The sequence below is a fragment of the Actinoplanes sp. NPDC049599 genome, from assembly GCF_044465625.1.
Lineage (GTDB): Bacteria > Actinomycetota > Actinomycetes > Mycobacteriales > Micromonosporaceae > Actinoplanes.
Map to the genome: position 1 here is coordinate 652,284 of NZ_JBITLX010000001.1, position 19,252 is coordinate 671,535.

The following is a 19,252-nucleotide window of genomic DNA, read 5'->3' on the forward strand; positions in this document are numbered from 1 at the left end:
CCGCCCGACGGTACGCCCCCGACGCCAGATTCGGATCACCCGGTCGTGTCACCGGTGCGCCTGACCTGGCCAGGAAGGGGGACAGGACCCACCGAACGGTTCTTTCGCTCACGTACGATGCGCGAAAGTGTGGTTCATGCGCAGTGGTCGTGAGCGGAAGTCCGCTACGCTGCCCCACATGTGTGGGATCGTGGGTTACGTCGGCAGTCGGCCGGCTCTGCAAATCGTCCTCGACGGGCTCCGCCGGCTGGAGTACCGCGGTTATGACTCGGCCGGTATCGCGGTCATCGACGGCTCCGTCATCCTGACCGAGAAGAAGGCCGGCAAGCTGGCGAATCTCGAAAAGGCGCTGGCCGAACGCGCGAGCGACGGCATCTCGGTGGGCGCCACCGCGATCGGGCACACCCGGTGGGCCACCCACGGCGGCCCCACCGACCGCAACGCCCACCCGCACCTGTCGGCCGACGGCCGGGTCGCGGTGATCCACAACGGCATCATCGAGAACTTCGGCCGGCTGCGCGCCGAGCTCGAGGCGGCCGGCGTCGAGTTCGTCAGCGACACCGACACCGAGTGCGCCGCTCACCTGCTCGCGGCCGAGATGCGGGCGCTGCGTGCCGCCGGCGGGGAACAGGGACCGCAGCTGCTGGCCGAGGGCATGCGCCGGGTCGTCCGCCGGCTCGAGGGCGCCTTCACGCTGCTCGCCATCGACGTCGACTTGCCCGACGCGGTCGTCGCCGCCCGGCGCAACTCGCCGCTGGTAGTCGGCCGCGGTGACGGGGAGAACTTCCTCGCCAGCGACGTCTCCGCGTTCATCGAGCACACCCGCGAGGCGGTTGAGCTGGGCCAGGACCAGGTCGTGCTGATCACCTCCGCGGACATCGAGATCACCGACTTCGCCGGGCAGCCCGCCGCCGGCAAGGAGTTCCACATCGACTGGGACGCCTCCGCCGCGGAGAAGGGCGGCTACGACTACTTCATGCTCAAGGAGATCGCCGAGCAGCCGCAGGCGATCGCGGACACCCTGCTCGGCCGGCTCTCCGAGCGTGGCGAGATCGTGCTCGACGAGGTCCGCCTCACCGACCAGGACCTGCGCGACGTCGACAAGGTCTTCATCATCGCCTGCGGCACCTCCTACCACGCCGGCATGGTCGCCAAGTACGCCATCGAGCACTGGACCCGGATCCCCTGCGAGGTCGAGCTGGCCAGCGAGTTCCGCTACCGCGACCCGGTCCTGGACCGCTCGACGCTGGTGATCGTGATCAGCCAGTCCGGCGAGACGATGGACACGCTGATGGCGCTGCGGCACGCCAAGGAGCAGAAGGCGCGGGTGCTGGCCATCTGCAACTCGAACGGCTCGACGATCCCGCGCGAGTCCGACGCGGTGCTCTACACCCACGGCGGGCCGGAGATCGCGGTCGCCTCCACCAAGGCGTTCCTGACCCAGCTGGTCGCCTGTTACCTGATCGGCCTGCACCTGGCCCAGATCCGCGGCGTCATGTACGCCGACGAGGTCGCCGCCGTGGTGTCCCAGCTCCAGCGCACCCCGGACGACCTGCGTGAGCTGCTCACCGGCATGGAGGAGGTGCGGGCGCTGGCCCGCGACCTGCGGACCGCCTCGACCGTGCTGTTCATCGGCCGGCACGTCGGCTACCCGGTGGCGCTGGAGGGCGCGCTCAAGCTCAAGGAGCTCGCGTACATGCACGCCGAGGGCTTCGCGGCCGGCGAGCTGAAGCACGGGCCGATCGCCCTGATCGACGAGGGCACCCCGGTGGTCTGCGTGGTGCCGTCCCCGGCGGGGCGCGGCGTGCTGCGGGACAAGGTCGTCTCCAACATCCAGGAGGTGCGCGCCCGCGGCGCCCGGACCATCGTGATCGCCGAGGAGGGCGACGACGCGGTGCGCGCGTACGCGGATCACCTGATCGTGGTGCCGCGCACGCCGACGCTGCTCGCCCCGCTGATGACCACCGTGCCGCTGCAGATCCTCGCCTGCGAGATCGCGGCGGCCCGGGGTTACGACGTGGACCAGCCGCGCAACCTGGCCAAGTCCGTCACCGTGGAATGACATCGCCCCGCCCCACCGCGATGGCCGCCAGCGCGTCGAGCGCCGCGCTGCCGGGCTCCCAGTAGCCGAGGTGCCCGGCGTCCGGCTCGCTCGTGAACACGCGGGCGCCGAACGCCGGGTCACTCGGATTGGTGCCGAAGTACAGGTCGTTCTCCGGGCGGGTGAAGGCCAGCAGGGCGCCGCCCGGCACGGCCTGGCTGAGCACGAGATCCTCGGCCAGGCTCCGTGGTGAGACGGCCGCCCACTGGATGATGTCCGACCTGGACGTCGAGGACCACACGTGGCCCGGCGGCACCCGCAGCTCGGCCGCCGAGTCCACGCCGACGCCGGGTGAGCCGACGAACACCACGTCGTCGGCGGCGAGGCCCGGCTGCGCCGCGGCGGTGCCCACGACCAGCGATCCGTAGCTGTGCCCGAGCACGGTCTGATGCGCCGGCGGCCCGACGTGTGTGGCGCGGAGTCCTTCCTGGAACCGGCGTAACCCGGCGGCGCCGGCGATGGCCCGGGACCGGGTCGCGGCCTCGTGGACGAAGTCCGGGGCGTCGTAGCCCAGCCACATGACTGTGCTGGTGGCGGACTCCGGGGCCAGGCCGGTGGCGCGGGCCGCGAGCCGTTCGGCGCGGGTCAGCTCGCCGCCGTACGAGGCCAGGTCGGCGGTCATGCCGGGCACCTGGGTGAGCACGTGCGCGGCCCGGTCCGGGTCACCCAGCGCGACCACCGCCTGTCCCTCCCCGGCCGGATCGATCCGTAAGAGGTATGCCCGGGTCCGCTCCCCGTCGGCCAGCCGGTCCCGGAGCGCGTCGAGGCCGGGGAGCCCCGCCGGCAGCTCGTCCAGGACCAGCCGGTTTGCCAGGTCGCGGATGGCGGCCGGAACGCCCTCCAGCGCACCGAGCCGGCCCGGCTCGGTGCCGAGCAACCAGCGCCGCTGGGCCGGGCCCAACGCCTCCCACCAGCGCCGCACCTCGGCGGGTGAGGCGGTGCAGGCCGGCGGATCGACCGACGGCGGGGTGGCCGTGCCGCTCCCGGGCAGGTCGCCGAGACGGTTCGCGCATGTGCTGTCCGCCTGCGCGGCGATGGCCAACGCGGTCGTGACGGCCGCTGCGGTGTCGCGAGCGGCCCCCGCCCGCTGACCGTCGACGGTGCTCCTGGCGGTGCCGTCCCCGGCGGTGCCGTCCCCGGCGGTGCCGTCCCCGGCGGTGCCGTCCCCGGCGGTGCCGTCCGCGGCGCTCGCGCCCGCGGGTGTGCTCGCCAGCAGGGCTCGGGCCCGGGTCAGGGCGTCCGCGAACTCGCTCAGTGCCTGGTCGGCGACCCAGCAGCCGAGCCGGAACAGGGTGAGCCGGCGGATCAGCTCAGCCAGGCGGGCCGTGGCGGCGGCGGCCGCGGATCCGGTCCAGACGCCACCGAGCCGGGCCGCGTGGGCCCGCAGCTCGGCCGCCCACCCGCCGGCGGTCGCTGCCCAGGCCCGCCAGGCGGCGGCGGTGTCACGCCAGCGCCCGGGATCGGTGGCCCGCAGCCGTGGACAGGTCACCGCGCCCGCGCTCATCCGACGCCTCGCAGCCGGGCGGCGGCCCGGTCGTCCGCGTCGTCGTAGTCGTCCGCGGCGGCCGACGCCTGCCGGGCCGCTGCCGTGATGTCCTCCGCGAGTGCGCTCAGCTGCCCCCGCGCCGCCTCCGCCACGGCCACCGCCGCGGCGGTCGAGGACCACGGCGGGCCGCCCGGTGGCAGCGGTGCCACGGTGCTGATCCGGGCCGCTGTCGCGGACAGGGCGGTGGCCCAGGCGCGGACCGCCGCGGCGTCGACTTCGAGCTCGGACGTCATCGGCAACCTCCAGGTCGGGAAGGGGTTCGGCCGACGACGCTAGGCGAGTTCGCCGCCCCGGATCTGCCCCTGTGGACAAGCGGCTGCGGGCGTACCGCGGTTGTCCACAGGCTGGACGCACGACCGGCCGCGCCGGACCGCGGGCCGATAGGGTTGCTCCTGTGATCGTGGCTGTGGGTATCGACGTCGTGCTGGTCGAGCGGTTCGGCAAGGCGCTGGAACGCACGCCGCTGCTGGCCGACCGGCTCTTCACCGACTCGGAACGCATGACCTCCTCCGGCAACCCGCGGTCGCCGGAGTCGCTGGCCGCCCGGTTCGCGGCCAAGGAAGCCGTCGCCAAGGCGCTCGGTGCGCCCGCCGGCTTGCGCTGGCACGACTGCGAGGTGGTCACCGATCCGGACGGACGGCCGTGGCTGACCGTCTCCGGTACGGTCGCGGCGGTGGCGGCCGAGCGCGGCGTGAGCCGCTGGCACCTGTCGCTGTCGCACGACGGCGGCATCGCCTCCGCGATGGTCGTCGCGGAGGCCTGAGTTCCCAGGGGGTTGAGCATGCGGCAGGCCTGGCGCGTGGCGGACGTCCGCGCGGCCGAGAAGGCCCTGATGGCGACCCTGCCACCGGGCACGCTCATGCAGCGCGCGGCGGCCGGGCTGGCCCGCCGGTGTGCGCTGCTGCTGCGCGAGTCCGGCGGGGTCTACGGCGCCACCGTGCTGCTGCTGGTCGGCAGCGGTGACAACGGCGGTGACACCCTCTATGCGGGCGCCACCCTCGCCGCCCGGGGCGCGGCGGTCAAGGCTGTTCTGCTGCGGCCCGACCGGGTGCACCTCGCGGGCCTCGCCGCGCTGCGCCGCGCGGGTGGAGTCACGGTCACGGAGCTGCCGGGACGGGTCGACCTGGCCGTCGACGGCATTGTCGGCATCGGTGCCAGCGGCGGGCTGCGACCGGAGGCGGTCGCGCTGGTCAAGCGCCTCGCCGAGCTGCGTGCCCGGGACGGCGCCCGGCCGCCGGTCGTCGCGGTGGACGTGCCCAGCGGCGTGGCCGTCGACACCGGTGACGTGCCCGGCGAGGCCGTGCACGCCGACGTCACCGTCACCTTCGGGTGCCTCAAGCCCGCGCACGTGGTCGGCCCGGCCGCGGCCCTGGCGGGCCACGTCGACCTGGTCGACATCGGCCTGGGTGCGACCCTGCACCCCCACCCGGCGGTACGGGTGGCCGACGCCGCCGACATCGCCGGCTGGTGGCCGCGGCCGACCGCCGCCTCCGACAAGTACAGCCGTGGTGTCGTGGGCGTCGCCACGGGTTCCGCGACCTATCCCGGCGCCGCAGTGCTGTCCGTCTCGGGCGCCCTCGCCGGCCCGACCGGGATGGTGCGATACGCCGGCAGCGCCGACCGCGACGTGCTGCACCGGCACCCGTCCGTGGTGGCCGCCGGCCGGGTGTCCGAGGCCGGCCGGGTGCAGGCCTGGGTCTGCGGCTCCGGCCTGGGCACCGACGACGCGGCCCGCACCGAGCTGCGCAGCGTGCTCGCCACCTCCCTGCCGGTCCTGCTCGACGCCGACGCGCTCACCCTGCTCGTGGACGGCCAGCACGCCGCCGACCTGCGCCGGGACGCGCCGCTGGTGCTCACCCCGCACGACGGTGAGTTCGCCCGGCTGGCCGGCGAGCGGCCGGGCGCCGACCGGATCGCCGCGGCCTGCCGGCTGGCGTCCTGGACCAACGCGGTGGTGCTGCTCAAGGGCGACCGGACGATCGTGGCCACCCCGGCGGGCGAGGCGTGGGCCAACCCGACCGGCAGCTCCGTGCTGGCCACGGCCGGCAGCGGGGACGTGCTCGCGGGGCTGCTCGGCTCCCTGCTCGCCGCCGGCCTGCCCGCCGAACGCGCAGCGATCATGGCGGCCTACGTGCACGGCCTGGCCGGCCGCCGGGCCGCCCAGAACGGCCCGGTGACCTCCGCGGACGTGGCCGCCGCGCTCCGTCCGGTCCTCGCCGAGCTGCTGTGACGCGGTTCTGTCATACCGGTCAGTAGGCTGATGAACATGTGGCAGGCCGAGGTCCGGGTAGATCTGGACGCTATCCGGGAGAACGTCGCGACGCTGCGCGCGGGCACCACCGCCGAGATCATGGCGGTGGTCAAGGCCGACGGCTACGGGCACGGCATGCTGCCGGCCGCCCGGGCCGCCCTGGCCGGCGGGGCGACCTGGCTGGGTGTCGCCACCCTCGACGAGGCGCTGACCCTGCGGCGGGCCGGCCTCACCGCTCCGGTGCTGGCCTGGCTGCTCGCCCCCGGTCTGCCGCTGCACGACGGCGTCGCAGCCGACGTCGACCTCAACGCGGGCAGCCTGGCCCAGCTGGCCGAGCTGGTCACGGCCGCCCGCCGGGCGCAGCGCCCGGCCCGGGTGCACCTCAAGCTCGACACGGGCCTGGCCCGCGGCGGCGCCACCCCGGCCGACTGGCCCGCCCTGCTGGAAGCGGCGGCGAAGGCCCAGGCCGACGGCGAGGTGGAGATCGTCGGCGTCTGGAGCCACTTCGTGTACGCGGACGCGCCCGGTCACGAGACGGTCGACCACCAGCTCGCGGTCTTCGCCGAGGGCCTGGCGACCGCGGAGCAGTACGGCATCGAGCCCCGCTACCGCCACATCGCCAACTCGGCGGCCACGCTGACCCGCCCGGACGCCCACTACGACCTGGTCCGCCCGGGCGTGGCCATCTACGGGCTGTCGCCGCTGGCCCCCGCGCACCAGACCGGGCTGCGACCGGCGATGACCGCCCGCGCCCGGGTCACGCTGACCAAGCGGGTCCCGGCCGGGCAGGGCGTCTCCTACGGCCACGCCTACTACACAACGCGGGAGACGACGCTGGCGCTGGTGCCGCTCGGCTACGGCGACGGGGTGCCCCGGCACGCGTCCAATGTGGGCCCGGTGTCGCTGGGCGGCCGCACCCGCACGATCGCCGGCCGGGTCTGCATGGACCAGATCATCCTCGACTGCGGCGACGACCCGGTCGCGCCGGGCGACGTGGCGACGCTGTTCGGCCCGGGTGACGACGGCATGCCGACGGCCACCGACTGGGCCGAGGCGATCGGCACGATCAACTACGAGATCGTGACCCGCTTCGGCGGCACCCGGGTGCCCCGGATCTACGACGGCACCGCAGGCCTGCCGCCTGCACCGTCGACGACCCGACCGGACCGCGCGGATTCTCCGGGCAGCGGGCCAGGCGGAGCCGCGGGCGGAAGTGCCGGCCCGGTGGCCGGGCAAGGGGAGGGCGAGTGAGTCACGGCAAGCAGGCAGCGCGATCCGGGCCGCGGCGGCGGGCCAGGCAGGTCGGGATCGTCGGGGCCGCCATCGGTGTTGCCGCCGCCGGTCTCGCCACGGCGTTCGCCGTCGAACGGGCCCTGGTGCGCAAGTCGGTCAACGCGCCCGGCGATCCCTACGCCGACGAGGAGTTCGGTGACCAGCCGTTCGACCGGCAGGTCACCGTCACCGCCGCCGACGGCACCGATCTGCATGTGGAGATCGTCGAGCCGGCGGGTGCCGATGCCAGGCCCACCGTCGTCTTCGTGCACGGTTTTGCCCTGGACATGGGGACGTTCTACTTCCAGCGGCAGGTGCTGACCGCGTTGGGGGAGAATCGCCTGGTCTTCTACGACCAGCCCGGGCACGGCCGGTCCAGCCGGTTGCAGTCCGGTGACTACGACATCGCCGCGCTCGGCAAGTCGCTGGCCGCCGTGCTCGACGAGACCGTGCCGGAGGGGCACATCATCCTGGTCGGGCATTCGATGGGCGGCATGACGATCATGGCGTTCGCCGAGCACTATCCGGAGTGGTTCGGCGAGCGGGTCACCGGGGTCGTGCTGATGTCCACCTCGGCCGGCCTGATCGACAAGAGCAGGCTCGGGCTGCCCGCGCTGGTCGCCCGGGTCAGCGCGCCGTTCTTCCCGCTCTGGGGCGCCTCGGCCCGGATCGGGGGTCACACGATCGACCGGGCCCGGGTCGCGGTCGCCGACCTGGCCTGGTTGCTCACCCGCCGGTACGGCTTCGGTGACGCCCGGCCCAGCGCGTCGTTGGTCACCTTCGTGGAGCAGATGAACTCGAAGACCTCCGTCGAGACGCTCACCAAGTATCTGCACACGCTCTACACCCACAACCGCTTCCCGGCGCTGTCCGTGCTGCGCGGGGTGCCCGTGCTGGTGCTGGTGGGCACCAAGGACTACCTGACCCCGGTGACCCATTCCGAGAACATCCTGCGGCACCTGCCCGAGGCGACGCTGGTGAAGATCGACAACAGCGGGCACGTGGTCATGCTGGAGAAGGCCGGCGAGGTCAACGCCGCGCTGATCCCGTTCCTGGAGAAGATCTCTTGACTCCGACCGGCATCCGGCTGGCCACGGTGGACGACACGCACGCCTTCGGCCGGCGGCTCGCGGCCCTGCTGCGCCCCGGTGACCTGGTGCTGCTCACCGGCCCGCTCGGCGCCGGCAAGACCGCGCTGGTGCAGGGCCTGGGCGCGGGGCTCGGCGTGCTCGGCGCCGTCACCTCGCCGACGTTTGTCATCGCGCGGGTGCACCGGCCCGACCCGGCGCGCGGCGGTGCGGTGCCGCTGGTGCACGCCGACGCGTACCGGCTGGGTGACGCGGCCGACCCGCGTGCCGAGATCGACGACCTCGACCTGGACGCGTCCGCCGACGACGCCGTCACCGTGGTCGAGTGGGGCGCCGGCCTGGTCGAGCAGCTCAACGACGAATACCTGGCCGTCCGGATCGACCGGCTCGACGACGACACCCGGGTCATCGACCTCGTCCCCCACGGCGGCGACTGGGCCGCCCGACTGGAGAAGCTGTGAACCTGCCCGACCTGCTCCCGGACGCCTGGCGCGCGGAGCTCACGCCGTATCTCGACGGGGCGGCGACGACGGCCCTGAGCGCCTTCGTCACCGCGCAGTACGAGACGCAGACCGTGTACCCGCCCGTCGAGGACCTGTTCGCGGCCTACCGGTTGTGCCTGCCCGAGCAGGCCCGGGTGCTGATCCTCGGGCAGGACCCGTATCACGGGCCGGGGCAGGCGCACGGGCTGAGCTTCAGCGTCCGCGACGGGGTGCGGATCCCGCCGTCGTTGCGCAACGTCTTCAAGGAGCTGGCCGAGGACGTCGCGGTGCCGCCGGCGACCAGCGGCGACCTCACCGGTTGGGCACGCCAGGGGGTGCTGTTGCTCAACGCGGTCCTGACCGTACGCGCGGGAGCCGCGGCGTCGCATGCGAACAAGGGCTGGGAGGCGTTCACCGACGCGACGATCCGGGCGCTGAACGCCCGCGACGAGCGGATCGTGTTCCTGCTCTGGGGCACCTACGCCCGTAAGAAGGCCGCGCTGGTCAGCAACCCCGCGCACGTGGTGCTGGAGGCCGGCCACCCGAGCCCGCTGAACCCGAAGGGCTTCCGGGGCTCGCGCCCGTTCAGCGCGGCCAACAAGGCCCTGGCCGACGCCGGCCGCCCGCCCGTCGACTGGGACCCGCGAGCCGGCGGTTAGGGTTCTCACGTGCTCGTTCTCGCGCTGGACACCGCCACTCCCGCGGTCACCGCCGCTCTCGGGGAGGTCACCGACAGCGGCATCAAGGGGCTTGCCGAGCGCCGTACCGTTGATCCTCGCGCCCACGGTGAGCGGCTCGCGCCGCAGGTCCAGCTGGTTCTCGACGCCGCCGGGGTGCGGCCGCGGGAGCTGGCCGCGATCGTCGCCGGGGTCGGCCCGGGCCCGTTCACCGGGCTCCGGGTCGGGCTGGCCACCGCCGCCGCCATGGGGCAGGCGCTGGGCATCCCCACGTACGGGATCTGCTCGCTGGACGCGATCGGCCGCGCGGCCGGTCCCGGCCGGGTGCTGGTCGCCACCGACGCCCGCCGGCGTGAGGTCTATTTCGCCACCTACGCAGACGGGGTCCGGGTCACCGGGCCCGAGGTCGCCAAGCCCGCCGATGTCCTGGTCGCGGCCGACCGGGCGGTCGGCGAGGGCGCCCTGAAGTACAGCGAGATCTTCGGCATCCCGATCGACGACCGGGTGCTGTTCCCCTCCGGCGAGGCGCTGATCGCGCTGGCCGCGGCGCAGGTCCGCGGCCGGGCGCCGGGGGAGCAGCTCACCCCGCTCTATCTGCGCCGGCCCGACGCCGTGGAGCCGGCCGCGCGGAAGTCCGTGCTGAGCTGATGCTGATCACCCGGTTCCGCTGGTGGCACATCGCCGAGGTGCTGCCGATCGAGGAGGACCTGTTCGGCGCGGAGAAGTGGTCGGCCGCCATGTTCTGGAACGAGCTGGCGCAGCGGAATTTCTACCTGGTCGCGCAGGAGGACGAGAAGGTGGCCGGCTACGCGGGCCTGGCGATCGTCGACCAGGACGAGTCCTGGGTGCAGAACATCGCCGTGGACCGGCGGGCCCAGCGCGGTGGCATCGGGCGGCAGCTGCTGGAGGCGCTGCTGGCCGAGGCCGGCAAGCGCAAGGTGCTGCTCGAGGTCGCCGTCGACAACGCGCCCGCCCAGCGGCTCTACGCCGGCTACGACTTCGAGCCGGTCGGCATCCGGCGCGGCTACTACCAGCCCAGCAACACCGACGCCCTGGTGATGATGCGAAGTGCCTGACGAACCCCTGGTCCTCGGGATCGAGACCTCCTGCGACGAGACCGGCGTCGGCATCGTGCGCGGCCACACCCTGCTGGCCGACGCGCTCGCGTCCAGCGTCGAGCAGCATGCCCGCTTCGGCGGGGTGGTGCCCGAGGTCGCCAGCCGGGCCCACCTGGAGGCGATCGTGCCGACCATGCAGCGGGCGCTCGACGACGCCGGGGTCACCCTCGCCGACATCGACGCGATCGCGGTGACCGCCGGGCCCGGTCTCGCGGGTGCGCTGCTCGTCGGGGTCGCCGCCGCCAAGGGGTACGCGCTCGCCGCCGACAAGCCCCTCTACGGCGTCAACCACCTCGCCGCCCACGTCGCCGTCGACACCCTCGAACACGGGCCGCTGCCCGAGCCGGCCATCGCCATGCTGGTCTCCGGCGGCCACTCCTCGCTGCTGCTGGTGGACGACCTCACCGCCGGGGTCACGCCGCTCGGCGCCACCATCGACGACGCGGCCGGCGAGGCGTTCGACAAGGTGGCCCGGCTGCTCGGCATGGGCTTCCCCGGCGGCCCGGTGATCGACCGCACCGCCCGCGCCGGCGACCGCACCGCGATCGCCTTCCCGCGCGGGCTCACCTCGCCGAAGGACCAGCTCAAGCACCGTTATGACTTCTCCTTCTCCGGGCTGAAGACGGCCGTGGCGCGGTGGGTCGAGGCCCGCGAGCGCAGCGGCGAGCCGGTGCCCGTGGCCGACGTCGCCGCCAGCTTCCAGGACGCCGTCTGCGACGTGCTGACCAGCAAGGCCCTGGCCGCCTGCCGGGAGCACGGCGTCGAGACGCTGATCATCGGTGGCGGGGTCGCCGCCAACTCGCGGCTGCGGGCGCTCGCCGAGGAGCGCGCCGCCAAGCTGGGGATCCGGGTGCGGGTGCCGCGCCCGGGGCTGTGCACCGACAACGGCGCGATGGTCGCCGCGCTCGGCTCGCACCTGGTCGCCGCCGGGGTTGCGCCCAGCCGGCTGGACCTGCCGGCGGATTCCGCGATGCCATTGACCTCGGTCACTGTGGCGGGGTAGGAAGCAGCATGATTGCTCGAATGTGGGAGGTGCGGGCCCTGGGCAGCGGCTTCGACGAGCTGCTCACCTGGGTCTGCGACGTGGCGTTGCCGCAGGTGGAGGTCCTGCCGTCGCACGTGTCGAGCGACGTCTACTCCTCGACCGACCACCGCATCGTGGTCATCTCCCGGTGGCGGCACACCCCGGCGGACCTGCCCGCCCCGCCGGAACGCCTGACCGCCCGCGCGCCGCACGTCTGGGATTTCACGCCGGTCGACAGATAACGCGCTGGCCCGTGACGGCCCGGTTTCGTACCGTCAAGGGAGAATGCGCGAGCTGCCGCCTGCCGATCCCGGCATCCCCGACGACCGGTCCGCCACCCGCTACCTGGGCTGGCTCGCCCGGCGTACGTGGTCATCCGTCACCGGCGGCATGCTCTTCGGCATCGTCTGGATGATCTGCCAGGCGCTGGTGCCGGCCATCATCGGCAAGGCCATCGACGCCGGCCTGACCCGGCGCGACCTAGGCGCCCTGCTGGTCTGGAGCCTGGTGCTGCTCGGCGTCGGCCTGATCCAGGCGGGTGCCGGGGTGACCCGGCACCGGCTGGCCGTCTTCAACTGGCTGGCCGGCGCGTACCGCACCGTGCAGGTGGCGGTGCGGCAGGCGAACCGGCTGGGCTCGGCGCTGCCGCGCCGGCTGGACGCGGGCGAGGTCGTGGCCATCGGTACGGCCGACATCGGCCACATCGGCGGCGCGCTGGACATCACCGCCCGGGGCGCCGGTTCACTGATCGCCATCGTGGTGGTGACGGTGGTCCTGCTGGTCACCTCGGTGCCGCTGGGCCTGATCGTGGTGCTCGGCGTGCCGCTGCTGATGGCCGTCGTCGGGCTGCTGATCCGGCCGCTGCACCGCCGCCAGCAGGCCTACCGCGAGCAGCAGGGCCGGCTCACCGGCCGGGCCACCGACCTGGTCAGCGGGCTGCGGGTGCTGCGTGGGGTGGGCGGCGAGCCGGTCATGTCCGCCCGCTACCGGGCCGAGTCGCAGCGGCTGCGCGCGGCGGGCCTGCGGGTCGCTACGGTGGAGGCACTGCTGGAGGCGGCCCAGGTGCTGCTGCCGGGCATCTTCCTGGCCCTGGTGACCTGGCTGGGCGCCCGCTTCGCGCTCTCCGGGCGGATCACGCTCGGGCAGCTGGTCTCGTTCTACGGGTACGCGGCGTTCCTGGTCGCGCCGCTGCGCCAGCTCACCGAGACGCTGGACAAGCTGACCCGGGGCCACGTCTCCAGCCGGCGGGTGGTGACGATGCTGCTGGCCCGTACCGATCTGGCCGACCCGGACCGGCCCGCCCGGGTGCCCGGCGGCGGTGAGCTGGTGGACCGGGTGTCCGGGGTGGTGGTGCGCCCGGGCCTGGTCACCGCGATCGCGGCGGCGGCGCCCGCGGACGCGGTGGCGATCACCGATCGGCTGGGGCGCTACGTGGACACCGCGCCGGGCGCCGGGGCGACGCTGGCCGGCGTACCGCTGAGCGATCTTGATCTGGCGACCGTGCGGGAGCGGATCCTGGTGGCCGACAACGACGCGCGCCTGTTCTCCGGCCCGCTGCGGGCGGATCTGAATCCGGCCGGCGCGGCGGCGCTGCCGGCCGCGCTGGTGGCCGCCGGCGCGGACGAGATCGTCGCCGGGCTGGCGGCGGGCCTGGAGACCGAGGTGGCCGAGCGGGGACGCACCTTCTCCGGCGGCCAGCAGCAGCGGTTGCGGCTGGCCCGGGCGCTGGTCGCCGACCCGGAGGTGCTGGTGCTGGTCGAGCCGACCAGCGCGGTCGACGCGCACACGGAGGCCCGGATCGCCGCCCGGCTCGGCCCGGCCCGGCGCGGCCGCACCACGGTCATCTGCTCCACCAGCCCGCTGGTGCTGGACCGCGCCGACGTCGTGCACTACGTCGAGGCGGGCCGTACGGTCGCCGCGGGCACCCACCAGGAGCTGCTGGCCGGCCATCCGGGCTACGCGAGAACGGTGTTGCGGGAGTGAGCAACGCGCTGCCCGTCGCTGACACCCGCCAGGTCCGCCGGTACGCCCGCAACCTCTTCCGCCGGCATCCCCGCCCGCTGATCGTCGCCGTCCTGCTGCACGCCCTCGCCGCGATCGCCGGGCTGGTCTCGCCGCGGCTGCTCGGCGAGCTGATCGAGTCGCTGCAGCACGGCGTCCGGACCGGCACCGTGGATCTGATCGCGCTCGGCATCGCCGGGTGCGTCGTGACGCAGGCGGTGCTGGTCCGGTTCGCGTTCCTGGCCTCGGCCCGGCTCGGCGAGCGGGTGCTGGCCGAGCTGCGCGAGGAGTTCGTGGACCGGGTGCTGGCCGTGCCGCTGTCCATGGTGGAGCGGGCGGGCACCGGGGACCTGCTCACCCGGACCTCGCGGGACGTCGATGCGCTGTCGCGGTGCGTGCGGTTCGCGGTGCCCGAGACCACGATCGCGCTGCTGACCGCGACGCTGGCGGTGGGCGCGCTGCTGCTGGTCAGCCCGCTGCTCGCGCTCCCGCTGCTGATCGCGGTGCCGGTGATCGCGCTCTCCGCCCGCTGGTACCTGCGTCGGGCCGGCCCCGCCTACCTCCGGCAGAACGCCGCCTACTCGCAGGTCACCGACGGTCTCGCGGAGACCGTCGAGGGGGCCCGGACGATCGACGCGCTGGGCCGGCAGGCCGACCGGATCCGGCGTACGGACACCGACCTGAACCGTTCCTTCCGCGCCGAGCGGTACACGTTGTTCCTGCGTACGGTGTGGTTCCCCACCGTGGAGGTGGGCTATGTGCTGCCGGTGGCGGGCACCCTGCTGATCGGCGGCTGGTACTACCTCCAGGGCTGGGTCGGCCTGGGCCAGGTCACCGCCGCGGTGCTCTACGCGCAGCTGCTGATCGACCCGATCGACCGGTTCCTCGGCTGGCTGGACGAGCTCCAGGTCGGCGCTGCCTCCCTGGCCCGGCTGCTGGGGGTGGCCGAGACGCCCGACGCGGCGCCGGCCGAGGGCGCCACCCCGCGCGGCGCCCGGATCGTCGCCGACGACGTGCGGTTCTCCTACGTGGCCGGCCGGGAGGTGCTGCACGGCATCTCGCTGACCATCGAGCCGGGGGAGCGGCTGGCGATCGTCGGGCCCTCCGGCGCCGGCAAGTCCACGCTGGGCCGCCTGCTCGCCGGGGTGTACGCCCCCGGCGCGGGCTCGATCTCCGTCGGCGGGGTGCCGCTGGCCGGGCTGCCGCTGCACCGGCTGCGCACCGAGGTCGCGCTGGTCAGCCAGGAACACCACGTGTTCATGGGCACGCTTCGGGACAACGTCGCGATGGTCCGCCCGGGCTCGGCCGAGCACGAGGTCCGCGCCGCGCTCGCCGCCGTGCACGCGCTGGGCTGGGCCGAGGCGCTGCCGGACGGGCTGGACACCGAGGTCGGCACCGGCGCGGCGACGCTGTCGGCGGCCCAGGAGCAGCAGGTGGCGCTGGCCCGGTTGGTCCTGGCCGACCCGCACACGCTGGTGCTGGACGAGGCGACCTCACTGCTGGACCCGCGCGCCGCCCGGGACCTGGAACGGTCGCTGGCGGCGGTGCTGCGGGGCCGTACGGTGGTGGCGATCGCGCACCGGCTCTTCTCCGCCCACGACGCGGACCGGGTGGCGGTGGTGGAGGACGGCCGGATCACCGAGCTGGGCTCGCACGACGAGCTGGTCGCGGCGGACGGCTCCTACGCGGCGCTGTGGGCCTCCTGGCACGGCGCGCCGCCGGTCAGCGCAGCGCCAGCCCCACCCCGAGCAGCACCAGGGTGACCAGGGCGATCGCGAAGACCAGCAGCAGCTCGCGGCGCTGCTTCTCCTCGCGGGTCTCGACGGGCAGGTCGCTGACGACCGCGGCCAGCTCGTCCAGGGTGCGGGCGGCGCTGACCACGTCGACCCGGTGGGCGAACTCGTCCAGGGTCAGCCGGCCGGCGCCGGTGTGCCGCTCGAGCGCGGCCACGATCCGCTGCCGATCCTCGTCGGAGGCGCGCATGCTCACGCGGGCACTCTAACCCCGGCTCACAACAGGGGGTCGGCCAGCAGCCGCTCGAAGGCCAGCTCGGCCGCGCCGATCAGGGCGGCATCGGTGCCGAGTTCCGGGGTGCGCAGCCGGACGTGCTCGCGGCAGGCCGGCAGCGCCACCTCGTTCAGCCGGCTGCGGATCTGGGCCGCCGCGACCAGGTACACGTCCCGCAGGGTGCCACCGAAGATCACCGCCTCCGGGTTGAAGATGTTGATCAGGTTGCCGACGCCGAGCCCGATCCAGTCGCCGACCTTGCGGACCGCCTGCTGCGCCGCCCAGTCGCCGCGCATCGCCGCGTCCACCACCCCCAGCACCGCCTCCCGGCCGCTCAGGTGGCCCCGGCCGGCCAGTTCGAGCAGCGCGTACTCGCCGATCTCGGTCTCCCAGCAGCCGCGCGAGCCGCAGCCGCAGCGCCGGCCCCGCGGGTTGACGACCATGTGACCGACCTCGCCGCCGTACCCGCCGTGGCCGGTGACCCGCCGGCCGCCGGCGATGATGCCGCCGCCGACGCCCACGTCGCCGTACAGGTAGATGACGTTGTCGCGGCCGGCCGCGGCGCCGCGGCTGTGCTCGACCAGCGCCGACACGTCGGCGATGTTGGCCACCGCGATCGGGCCGACGTCGCCGATCTCGTTGCTGAGCGCCTCGCCGACCGGCTCCTCGACCCAGCCGATGGTCGGCGCCAGCCGGACCATGCCGTCGTCGCGGCGGACCATGCCGGCCACCGCGAGGCCGGCGCCCACGTAGCGGGCGCCCTCCGGGACGTCCAGCCGCATCTCGTGGACGAAGCCGGCGAGCGGCTGGACCGCGTCGATGACCTGCATGCCGCGCGGTCGGTCGGTCTCCCGCCGGTCCAGGATCCGGCCGCCCAGCCCGACCCGGGCGGCGCGCAGCCGGTCCACCTCGATGGCCAGCGCGTAGGCGTACACCTGAGCCGACTCGGGCCGGACGACCAGGGAAGGTCGTCCGGCCCGGCTGGTCTGCTGCGGCGGTCGTTCGGTGACCAGCCCGGCGGCGGCCAGCTCGGTGGTCAGCGCGCCGATGGTGCTGCGGTTCAGGCCCAGCTTGGTGGTGAGTTCCGCTCGGGACGTAGCACCATGAATGTGTACGTATCGGAGCAGCGTGCCCAGGTTGTGCCGGCGGACCTCCTCCTGGCTGGGGGCCGCTCGCATCAGCTCGCTGCCCCCTCCGTCCGAGGCATGCTCATCGGTTACCGGTGGCTGCCGCTCTGCGCCGCGACAGCGCGTCCACGCTGGCGGCAAGAAGCAGGATAAGGCCCGTGACGATGAACTTGGTGCCGGAGCTGTAACCCATCAGGCCCATGCCGTTGTCGATCACCGCGATCACCGCGCCGCCGATGACCGCGTCCAGCACCCGGCCCTTGCCGCCGAAGAGGCTGGTGCCGCCGATCACGGCCGCGCCGACCGCGTACAGCAGCACGTTGCTGCCGCCGGAGTTCGGGTCTACCGAGTTGGCCCGGCTGGCGGCGATGATGCCGCCGATCGCGGCCATGAACGAGCCGATCACGAAGACCGAGATGCGGATCCGGTCGACCGGGATGCCGGCGCGGCGGGCCGCCTCGGTGTTGCCGCCCACCGCGTACACGTGCCGGCCGTACGCGGTGCGGCCCAGCACGAAGGTCCAGATGACCAGGAAGACCGCGATGATCGGCGCCACGATCGGCACGCCCTTGACCGAGCCGCTGATCGCCGGGTTGATGCTGCGCTCGGCGGTGAGCACGGCGACGGCGGCGAACAGGATCAACGCCAGCGCCGCGATCCGGGCCAGCACGATGCCCATCGGGTCGGTGACCAGGCCCCGGGTGGCGCGCCCGCGGACCCGGGTGAACTGCAGGGCGGCGTATCCGGCCACGGCCACGATCGCGATCGCCCAGCTCACCACGACGGACATGTTCCGGTTGGCCAGCGACAGCACGAAGGTGTCCCGGATGGAGATGTTCTTGCCGCCGCTGAGCAGCACCAGCAGGATGCCCTGGAAGGCCAGGAACGCCGCCAGCGTGACCACGAACGACGGGATGCCGACCTTCGCCACCAGGAAGCCCAGCGCGAACCCGATCACCAGGCCGGTGAACAGGGCGACCGCGATCGCGGAGTACCAGCTCCAGCCGTGGTTGGTGAGCATGATGGCCATCACCGCGCCGCACACGCCGCTGGCGAAGCCGGCCGACAGGTCGATCTCGCCCAGCAGCAGGACGAAGACCAGGCCCATCGCGATGAAGATGACCGCGGCGCCCTGGGAGAACAGGTTGGCGAAGTTGACCGCGCTGAAGAAGGTCGGCCGGGCGATGCCGAAGATCAGGCAGAGCACGATCAGGCCGAGGATGGCCGGCAGGCTGCCGATGTCGCCGCCCCGGACCCGGCCCCAGTAGTCGTGCAGGTGGCCGGCGACGGTGGGCTTGACGACCTTGACGCCGCCGGCCGTGGTGGTGGTGGTTGTCATCGGTCCCCGTCTCCAGGCGTGATGTCGGCGAAGCCGGAGGCGGCCGGCTTCTCGGGCGGCAGGCCGAGGTTGCCGCTGCGGCCGGAGGTGATCAGCTCGACGATCTGCGAGTGGGTCACGTCGCTGGTCTTGACCTGGGCCGCGGTCCGGCCCAGATACAGCGCGGCGACCCGGTCGGAGACCGCGAAGACGTCGTTCATGTTGTGCGAGATCAGCACCACGCCCAGGCCGTTGTCGGCGAGCCGGCGGACCAGCTCGAGGACCTGCGCGGTCTGGGCCACGCCGAGCGCGGCGGTGGGTTCGTCGAGGATGACCACCCGGCTGTTCCAGAGCACCGCCTTGGCGATCGCGACGGTCTGGCGCTGGCCGCCGGAGAGGCTGGCGACGAGCTGGCGCAACGACTTGACGGTGCGCACCGACAGGCTGGCCAGGGTGTCGCCGGCCATCTGTTCCATGGTGGGTTCGTCCAGGACCAGCCCGCGGATCTTCTCCCGGCCCAGGAACATGTTCTGGACGATGTCCAGGTTGTCGCAGAGCGCCAGGTCCTGGTAGACGACCTCGATGCCCAGCGCGGCGGCGTCCCGGGGGCTGTGCACGGCGATCTGGTTGCCGTCGAAGGTGACCGTGCCCGCGTCGATCGTGTAGATCCCGCTGACGCACTTGACCAGTGTCGATTTGCCGGCGCCGTTGTCACCGACGAGTGCGGTCACTTCCCCCGGATAGACGCTCAGTCCGACATCGTGCAGGACCTGGACGGGACCGAAGCTCTTGTCGATCCCGCGCAACTCCAGAAGAGGTGTCGCGGCCACGGGTGTTTCTCCTTCAGTCGATGCGGCGCCGCCCACGCCCGGTCGGGCATGGGCGGCGCCGTCGGGCCCGAGGTGGGGTCAGCTGACGCCGTTGTCCGTGCAGAGCTTGGCGAAGTCGCCGGTGCACAGCTGGTCCTTGGTGACGAAACCGTCCGCGACGACGTCCTTCACGCTGTCCTTGAAGATCGCCTTCGGGGTCAGCAGCACCGAGGGGACCGCGGCGTTCGACTCCGGGTCGGTGATGGTCTGCGGCACGTCCTTCTTCTCGCCCTTGGCCAGCGAGATCGCCAGGTCGGCAGCGGCGTCGGCCTCCTGCTTGATGGCCTTGTAGACCGTCATGCACTGGTCACCCGCGAGGATGTTCTGCAGACCCTGCACCGTCGCGTCCTGACCGGTGACCGGAACCTTGC

Annotated in this window: 18 protein-coding genes and 2 pseudogenes; 13 read left to right on the forward strand and 7 right to left on the reverse strand. The window is 73.6% G+C overall.

All coding sequences use genetic code 11. The annotated features are described in order from the left end of the window. Positions 1 to 178: 178 nt before the first annotated feature. Positions 179 to 2,062, forward strand: coding sequence for a glutamine--fructose-6-phosphate transaminase (isomerizing) (glmS, locus tag ACIBQZ_RS03160; RefSeq protein WP_396086764.1), 1,884 nt, complete (start codon positions 179 to 181; stop codon positions 2,060 to 2,062). Here glmS and ACIBQZ_RS03165 read toward each other — a convergent pair. Beyond that, complete coding sequence (locus ACIBQZ_RS03165) at positions 2,049 to 3,605, reverse strand: alpha/beta hydrolase (protein ID WP_396086765.1); 1,557 nt, start codon at positions 3,603 to 3,605, stop codon at positions 2,049 to 2,051. The genes glmS and ACIBQZ_RS03165 overlap by 14 nt on opposite strands. After that, positions 3,602 to 3,880 carry a hypothetical protein gene (locus ACIBQZ_RS03170; protein WP_396086766.1) on the reverse strand — a complete coding sequence of 93 codons (279 nt, stop codon included), beginning with the start codon at positions 3,878 to 3,880 and terminating at the stop codon, positions 3,602 to 3,604. The genes ACIBQZ_RS03165 and ACIBQZ_RS03170 overlap by 4 nt, the downstream gene beginning before the upstream one ends. Before the next feature lie 161 nt (positions 3,881 to 4,041). Here ACIBQZ_RS03170 and ACIBQZ_RS03175 point away from each other — a divergent pair, with 161 nt between their 5' ends. From ACIBQZ_RS03175 to ACIBQZ_RS03230, 12 genes and pseudogenes are all read left to right on the forward strand, one after another. Further along, positions 4,042 to 4,410 carry a holo-ACP synthase gene (locus ACIBQZ_RS03175; RefSeq protein WP_396086767.1) on the forward strand — a complete coding sequence of 123 codons (369 nt, stop codon included), beginning with the start codon at positions 4,042 to 4,044 and terminating at the stop codon, positions 4,408 to 4,410. Positions 4,411 to 4,428: 18 nt separating this feature from the next. Continuing rightward, positions 4,429 to 5,877, forward strand: a complete 1,449-nt coding sequence (locus ACIBQZ_RS03180; protein WP_396086768.1) for an NAD(P)H-hydrate dehydratase — start codon at positions 4,429 to 4,431, stop codon at positions 5,875 to 5,877. Positions 5,878 to 5,913: 36 nt separating this feature from the next. Further along, positions 5,914 to 7,023, forward strand: a pseudogene (gene alr / locus ACIBQZ_RS03185) (alanine racemase); the annotation flags it as partial. A 182-nt stretch (positions 7,024 to 7,205) separates the two neighbouring features. Beyond that, positions 7,206 to 8,240 carry an alpha/beta fold hydrolase gene (locus tag ACIBQZ_RS03190; protein ID WP_396086807.1) on the forward strand — a complete coding sequence of 345 codons (1,035 nt, stop codon included), beginning with the start codon at positions 7,206 to 7,208 and terminating at the stop codon, positions 8,238 to 8,240. After that, on the forward strand, positions 8,237 to 8,719 hold the full coding sequence (tsaE, locus tag ACIBQZ_RS03195; protein ID WP_396086769.1) for a tRNA (adenosine(37)-N6)-threonylcarbamoyltransferase complex ATPase subunit type 1 TsaE: 483 nt from the start codon (positions 8,237 to 8,239) through the stop codon (positions 8,717 to 8,719). The genes ACIBQZ_RS03190 and tsaE overlap by 4 nt, the downstream gene beginning before the upstream one ends. Then, positions 8,716 to 9,399 (forward strand): uracil-DNA glycosylase, encoded by a 684-nt coding sequence (ung, locus tag ACIBQZ_RS03200; RefSeq protein ID WP_396086770.1) that lies wholly within the window; start codon positions 8,716 to 8,718, stop codon positions 9,397 to 9,399. Before tsaE ends, ung begins: the two co-directional genes overlap by 4 nt. A 9-nt stretch (positions 9,400 to 9,408) precedes the next feature. Next, positions 9,409 to 10,065: a tRNA (adenosine(37)-N6)-threonylcarbamoyltransferase complex dimerization subunit type 1 TsaB gene (tsaB, locus tag ACIBQZ_RS03205; protein WP_396086771.1), complete on the forward strand. Its 657-nt coding sequence runs from the start codon at positions 9,409 to 9,411 to the stop codon at positions 10,063 to 10,065. Continuing rightward, a complete protein-coding gene (gene rimI, locus ACIBQZ_RS03210; RefSeq protein WP_396086772.1) occupies positions 10,065 to 10,493 on the forward strand; it encodes a ribosomal protein S18-alanine N-acetyltransferase in 429 nt (142 codons plus the stop codon). The genes tsaB and rimI overlap by 1 nt, the downstream gene beginning before the upstream one ends. After that, positions 10,486 to 11,538 carry a tRNA (adenosine(37)-N6)-threonylcarbamoyltransferase complex transferase subunit TsaD gene (tsaD, locus tag ACIBQZ_RS03215; protein ID WP_396086773.1) on the forward strand — a complete coding sequence of 351 codons (1,053 nt, stop codon included), beginning with the start codon at positions 10,486 to 10,488 and terminating at the stop codon, positions 11,536 to 11,538. The genes rimI and tsaD overlap by 8 nt, the downstream gene beginning before the upstream one ends. An 8-nt stretch (positions 11,539 to 11,546) precedes the next feature. Continuing rightward, entirely contained in the window at positions 11,547 to 11,801 is a 255-nt protein-coding gene (locus ACIBQZ_RS03220; protein WP_396086774.1) for a hypothetical protein, read from the forward strand. Positions 11,802 to 11,844: 43 nt separating this feature from the next. Then, the gene (locus tag ACIBQZ_RS03225; RefSeq protein ID WP_396086775.1) at positions 11,845 to 13,542 is read left to right on the forward strand and encodes an ABC transporter ATP-binding protein; all 1,698 of its coding nucleotides are present in this window, start codon (positions 11,845 to 11,847) and stop codon (positions 13,540 to 13,542) included. After that, entirely contained in the window at positions 13,539 to 15,323 is a 1,785-nt protein-coding gene (locus ACIBQZ_RS03230; RefSeq protein WP_396086776.1) for an ABC transporter ATP-binding protein, read from the forward strand. Before ACIBQZ_RS03225 ends, ACIBQZ_RS03230 begins: the two co-directional genes overlap by 4 nt. Here the strand turns inward: ACIBQZ_RS03230 and ACIBQZ_RS03235 are convergent. The 5 genes and pseudogenes from ACIBQZ_RS03235 to ACIBQZ_RS03255 form a co-directional block, all read right to left on the reverse strand. After that, positions 15,283 to 15,543 carry a DUF1707 domain-containing protein gene (locus tag ACIBQZ_RS03235; protein WP_396086808.1) on the reverse strand — a complete coding sequence of 87 codons (261 nt, stop codon included), beginning with the start codon at positions 15,541 to 15,543 and terminating at the stop codon, positions 15,283 to 15,285. The two genes, ACIBQZ_RS03230 and ACIBQZ_RS03235, sit on opposite strands and share 41 nt — an antisense overlap. Before the next feature lie 26 nt (positions 15,544 to 15,569). Beyond that, a complete protein-coding gene (locus ACIBQZ_RS03240) occupies positions 15,570 to 16,745 on the reverse strand; it encodes an ROK family protein (RefSeq protein WP_396086777.1) in 1,176 nt (391 codons plus the stop codon). 31 nt (positions 16,746 to 16,776) lie between these two features. After that, a complete protein-coding gene (locus ACIBQZ_RS03245) occupies positions 16,777 to 18,033 on the reverse strand; it encodes a sugar ABC transporter permease (protein WP_396086778.1) in 1,257 nt (418 codons plus the stop codon). Next, positions 18,030 to 18,842, reverse strand: a complete 813-nt coding sequence (locus tag ACIBQZ_RS03250) for an ATP-binding cassette domain-containing protein (protein WP_396086779.1) — start codon at positions 18,840 to 18,842, stop codon at positions 18,030 to 18,032. Before ACIBQZ_RS03250 ends, ACIBQZ_RS03245 begins: the two co-directional genes overlap by 4 nt. A 78-nt stretch (positions 18,843 to 18,920) precedes the next feature. Beyond that, positions 18,921 to 19,252: pseudogene (locus tag ACIBQZ_RS03255) on the reverse strand (sugar ABC transporter substrate-binding protein); the annotation flags it as partial.

Coding starts and splice junctions, on each gene's coding strand:
- glmS (WP_396086764.1), top strand. CDS start 179: ATGTGTGGGATCGTGGGTTACGTCGGCAGTCGGCCGGCTCTGCAAATC.
- ACIBQZ_RS03165 (WP_396086765.1), bottom strand. CDS start 3,605: ATGAGCGCGGGCGCGGTGACCTGTCCACGGCTGCGGGCCACCGATCCC.
- ACIBQZ_RS03170 (WP_396086766.1), bottom strand. CDS start 3,880: ATGACGTCCGAGCTCGAAGTCGACGCCGCGGCGGTCCGCGCCTGGGCC.
- ACIBQZ_RS03180 (WP_396086768.1), top strand. CDS start 4,429: ATGCGGCAGGCCTGGCGCGTGGCGGACGTCCGCGCGGCCGAGAAGGCC.
- rimI (WP_396086772.1), top strand. CDS start 10,065: ATGCTGATCACCCGGTTCCGCTGGTGGCACATCGCCGAGGTGCTGCCG.
- ACIBQZ_RS03220 (WP_396086774.1), top strand. CDS start 11,547: ATGATTGCTCGAATGTGGGAGGTGCGGGCCCTGGGCAGCGGCTTCGAC.
- ACIBQZ_RS03225 (WP_396086775.1), top strand. CDS start 11,845: ATGCGCGAGCTGCCGCCTGCCGATCCCGGCATCCCCGACGACCGGTCC.
- ACIBQZ_RS03235 (WP_396086808.1), bottom strand. CDS start 15,543: ATGCGCGCCTCCGACGAGGATCGGCAGCGGATCGTGGCCGCGCTCGAG.
- ACIBQZ_RS03240 (WP_396086777.1), bottom strand. CDS start 16,745: ATGCGAGCGGCCCCCAGCCAGGAGGAGGTCCGCCGGCACAACCTGGGC.
- ACIBQZ_RS03245 (WP_396086778.1), bottom strand. CDS start 18,033: ATGACAACCACCACCACCACGGCCGGCGGCGTCAAGGTCGTCAAGCCC.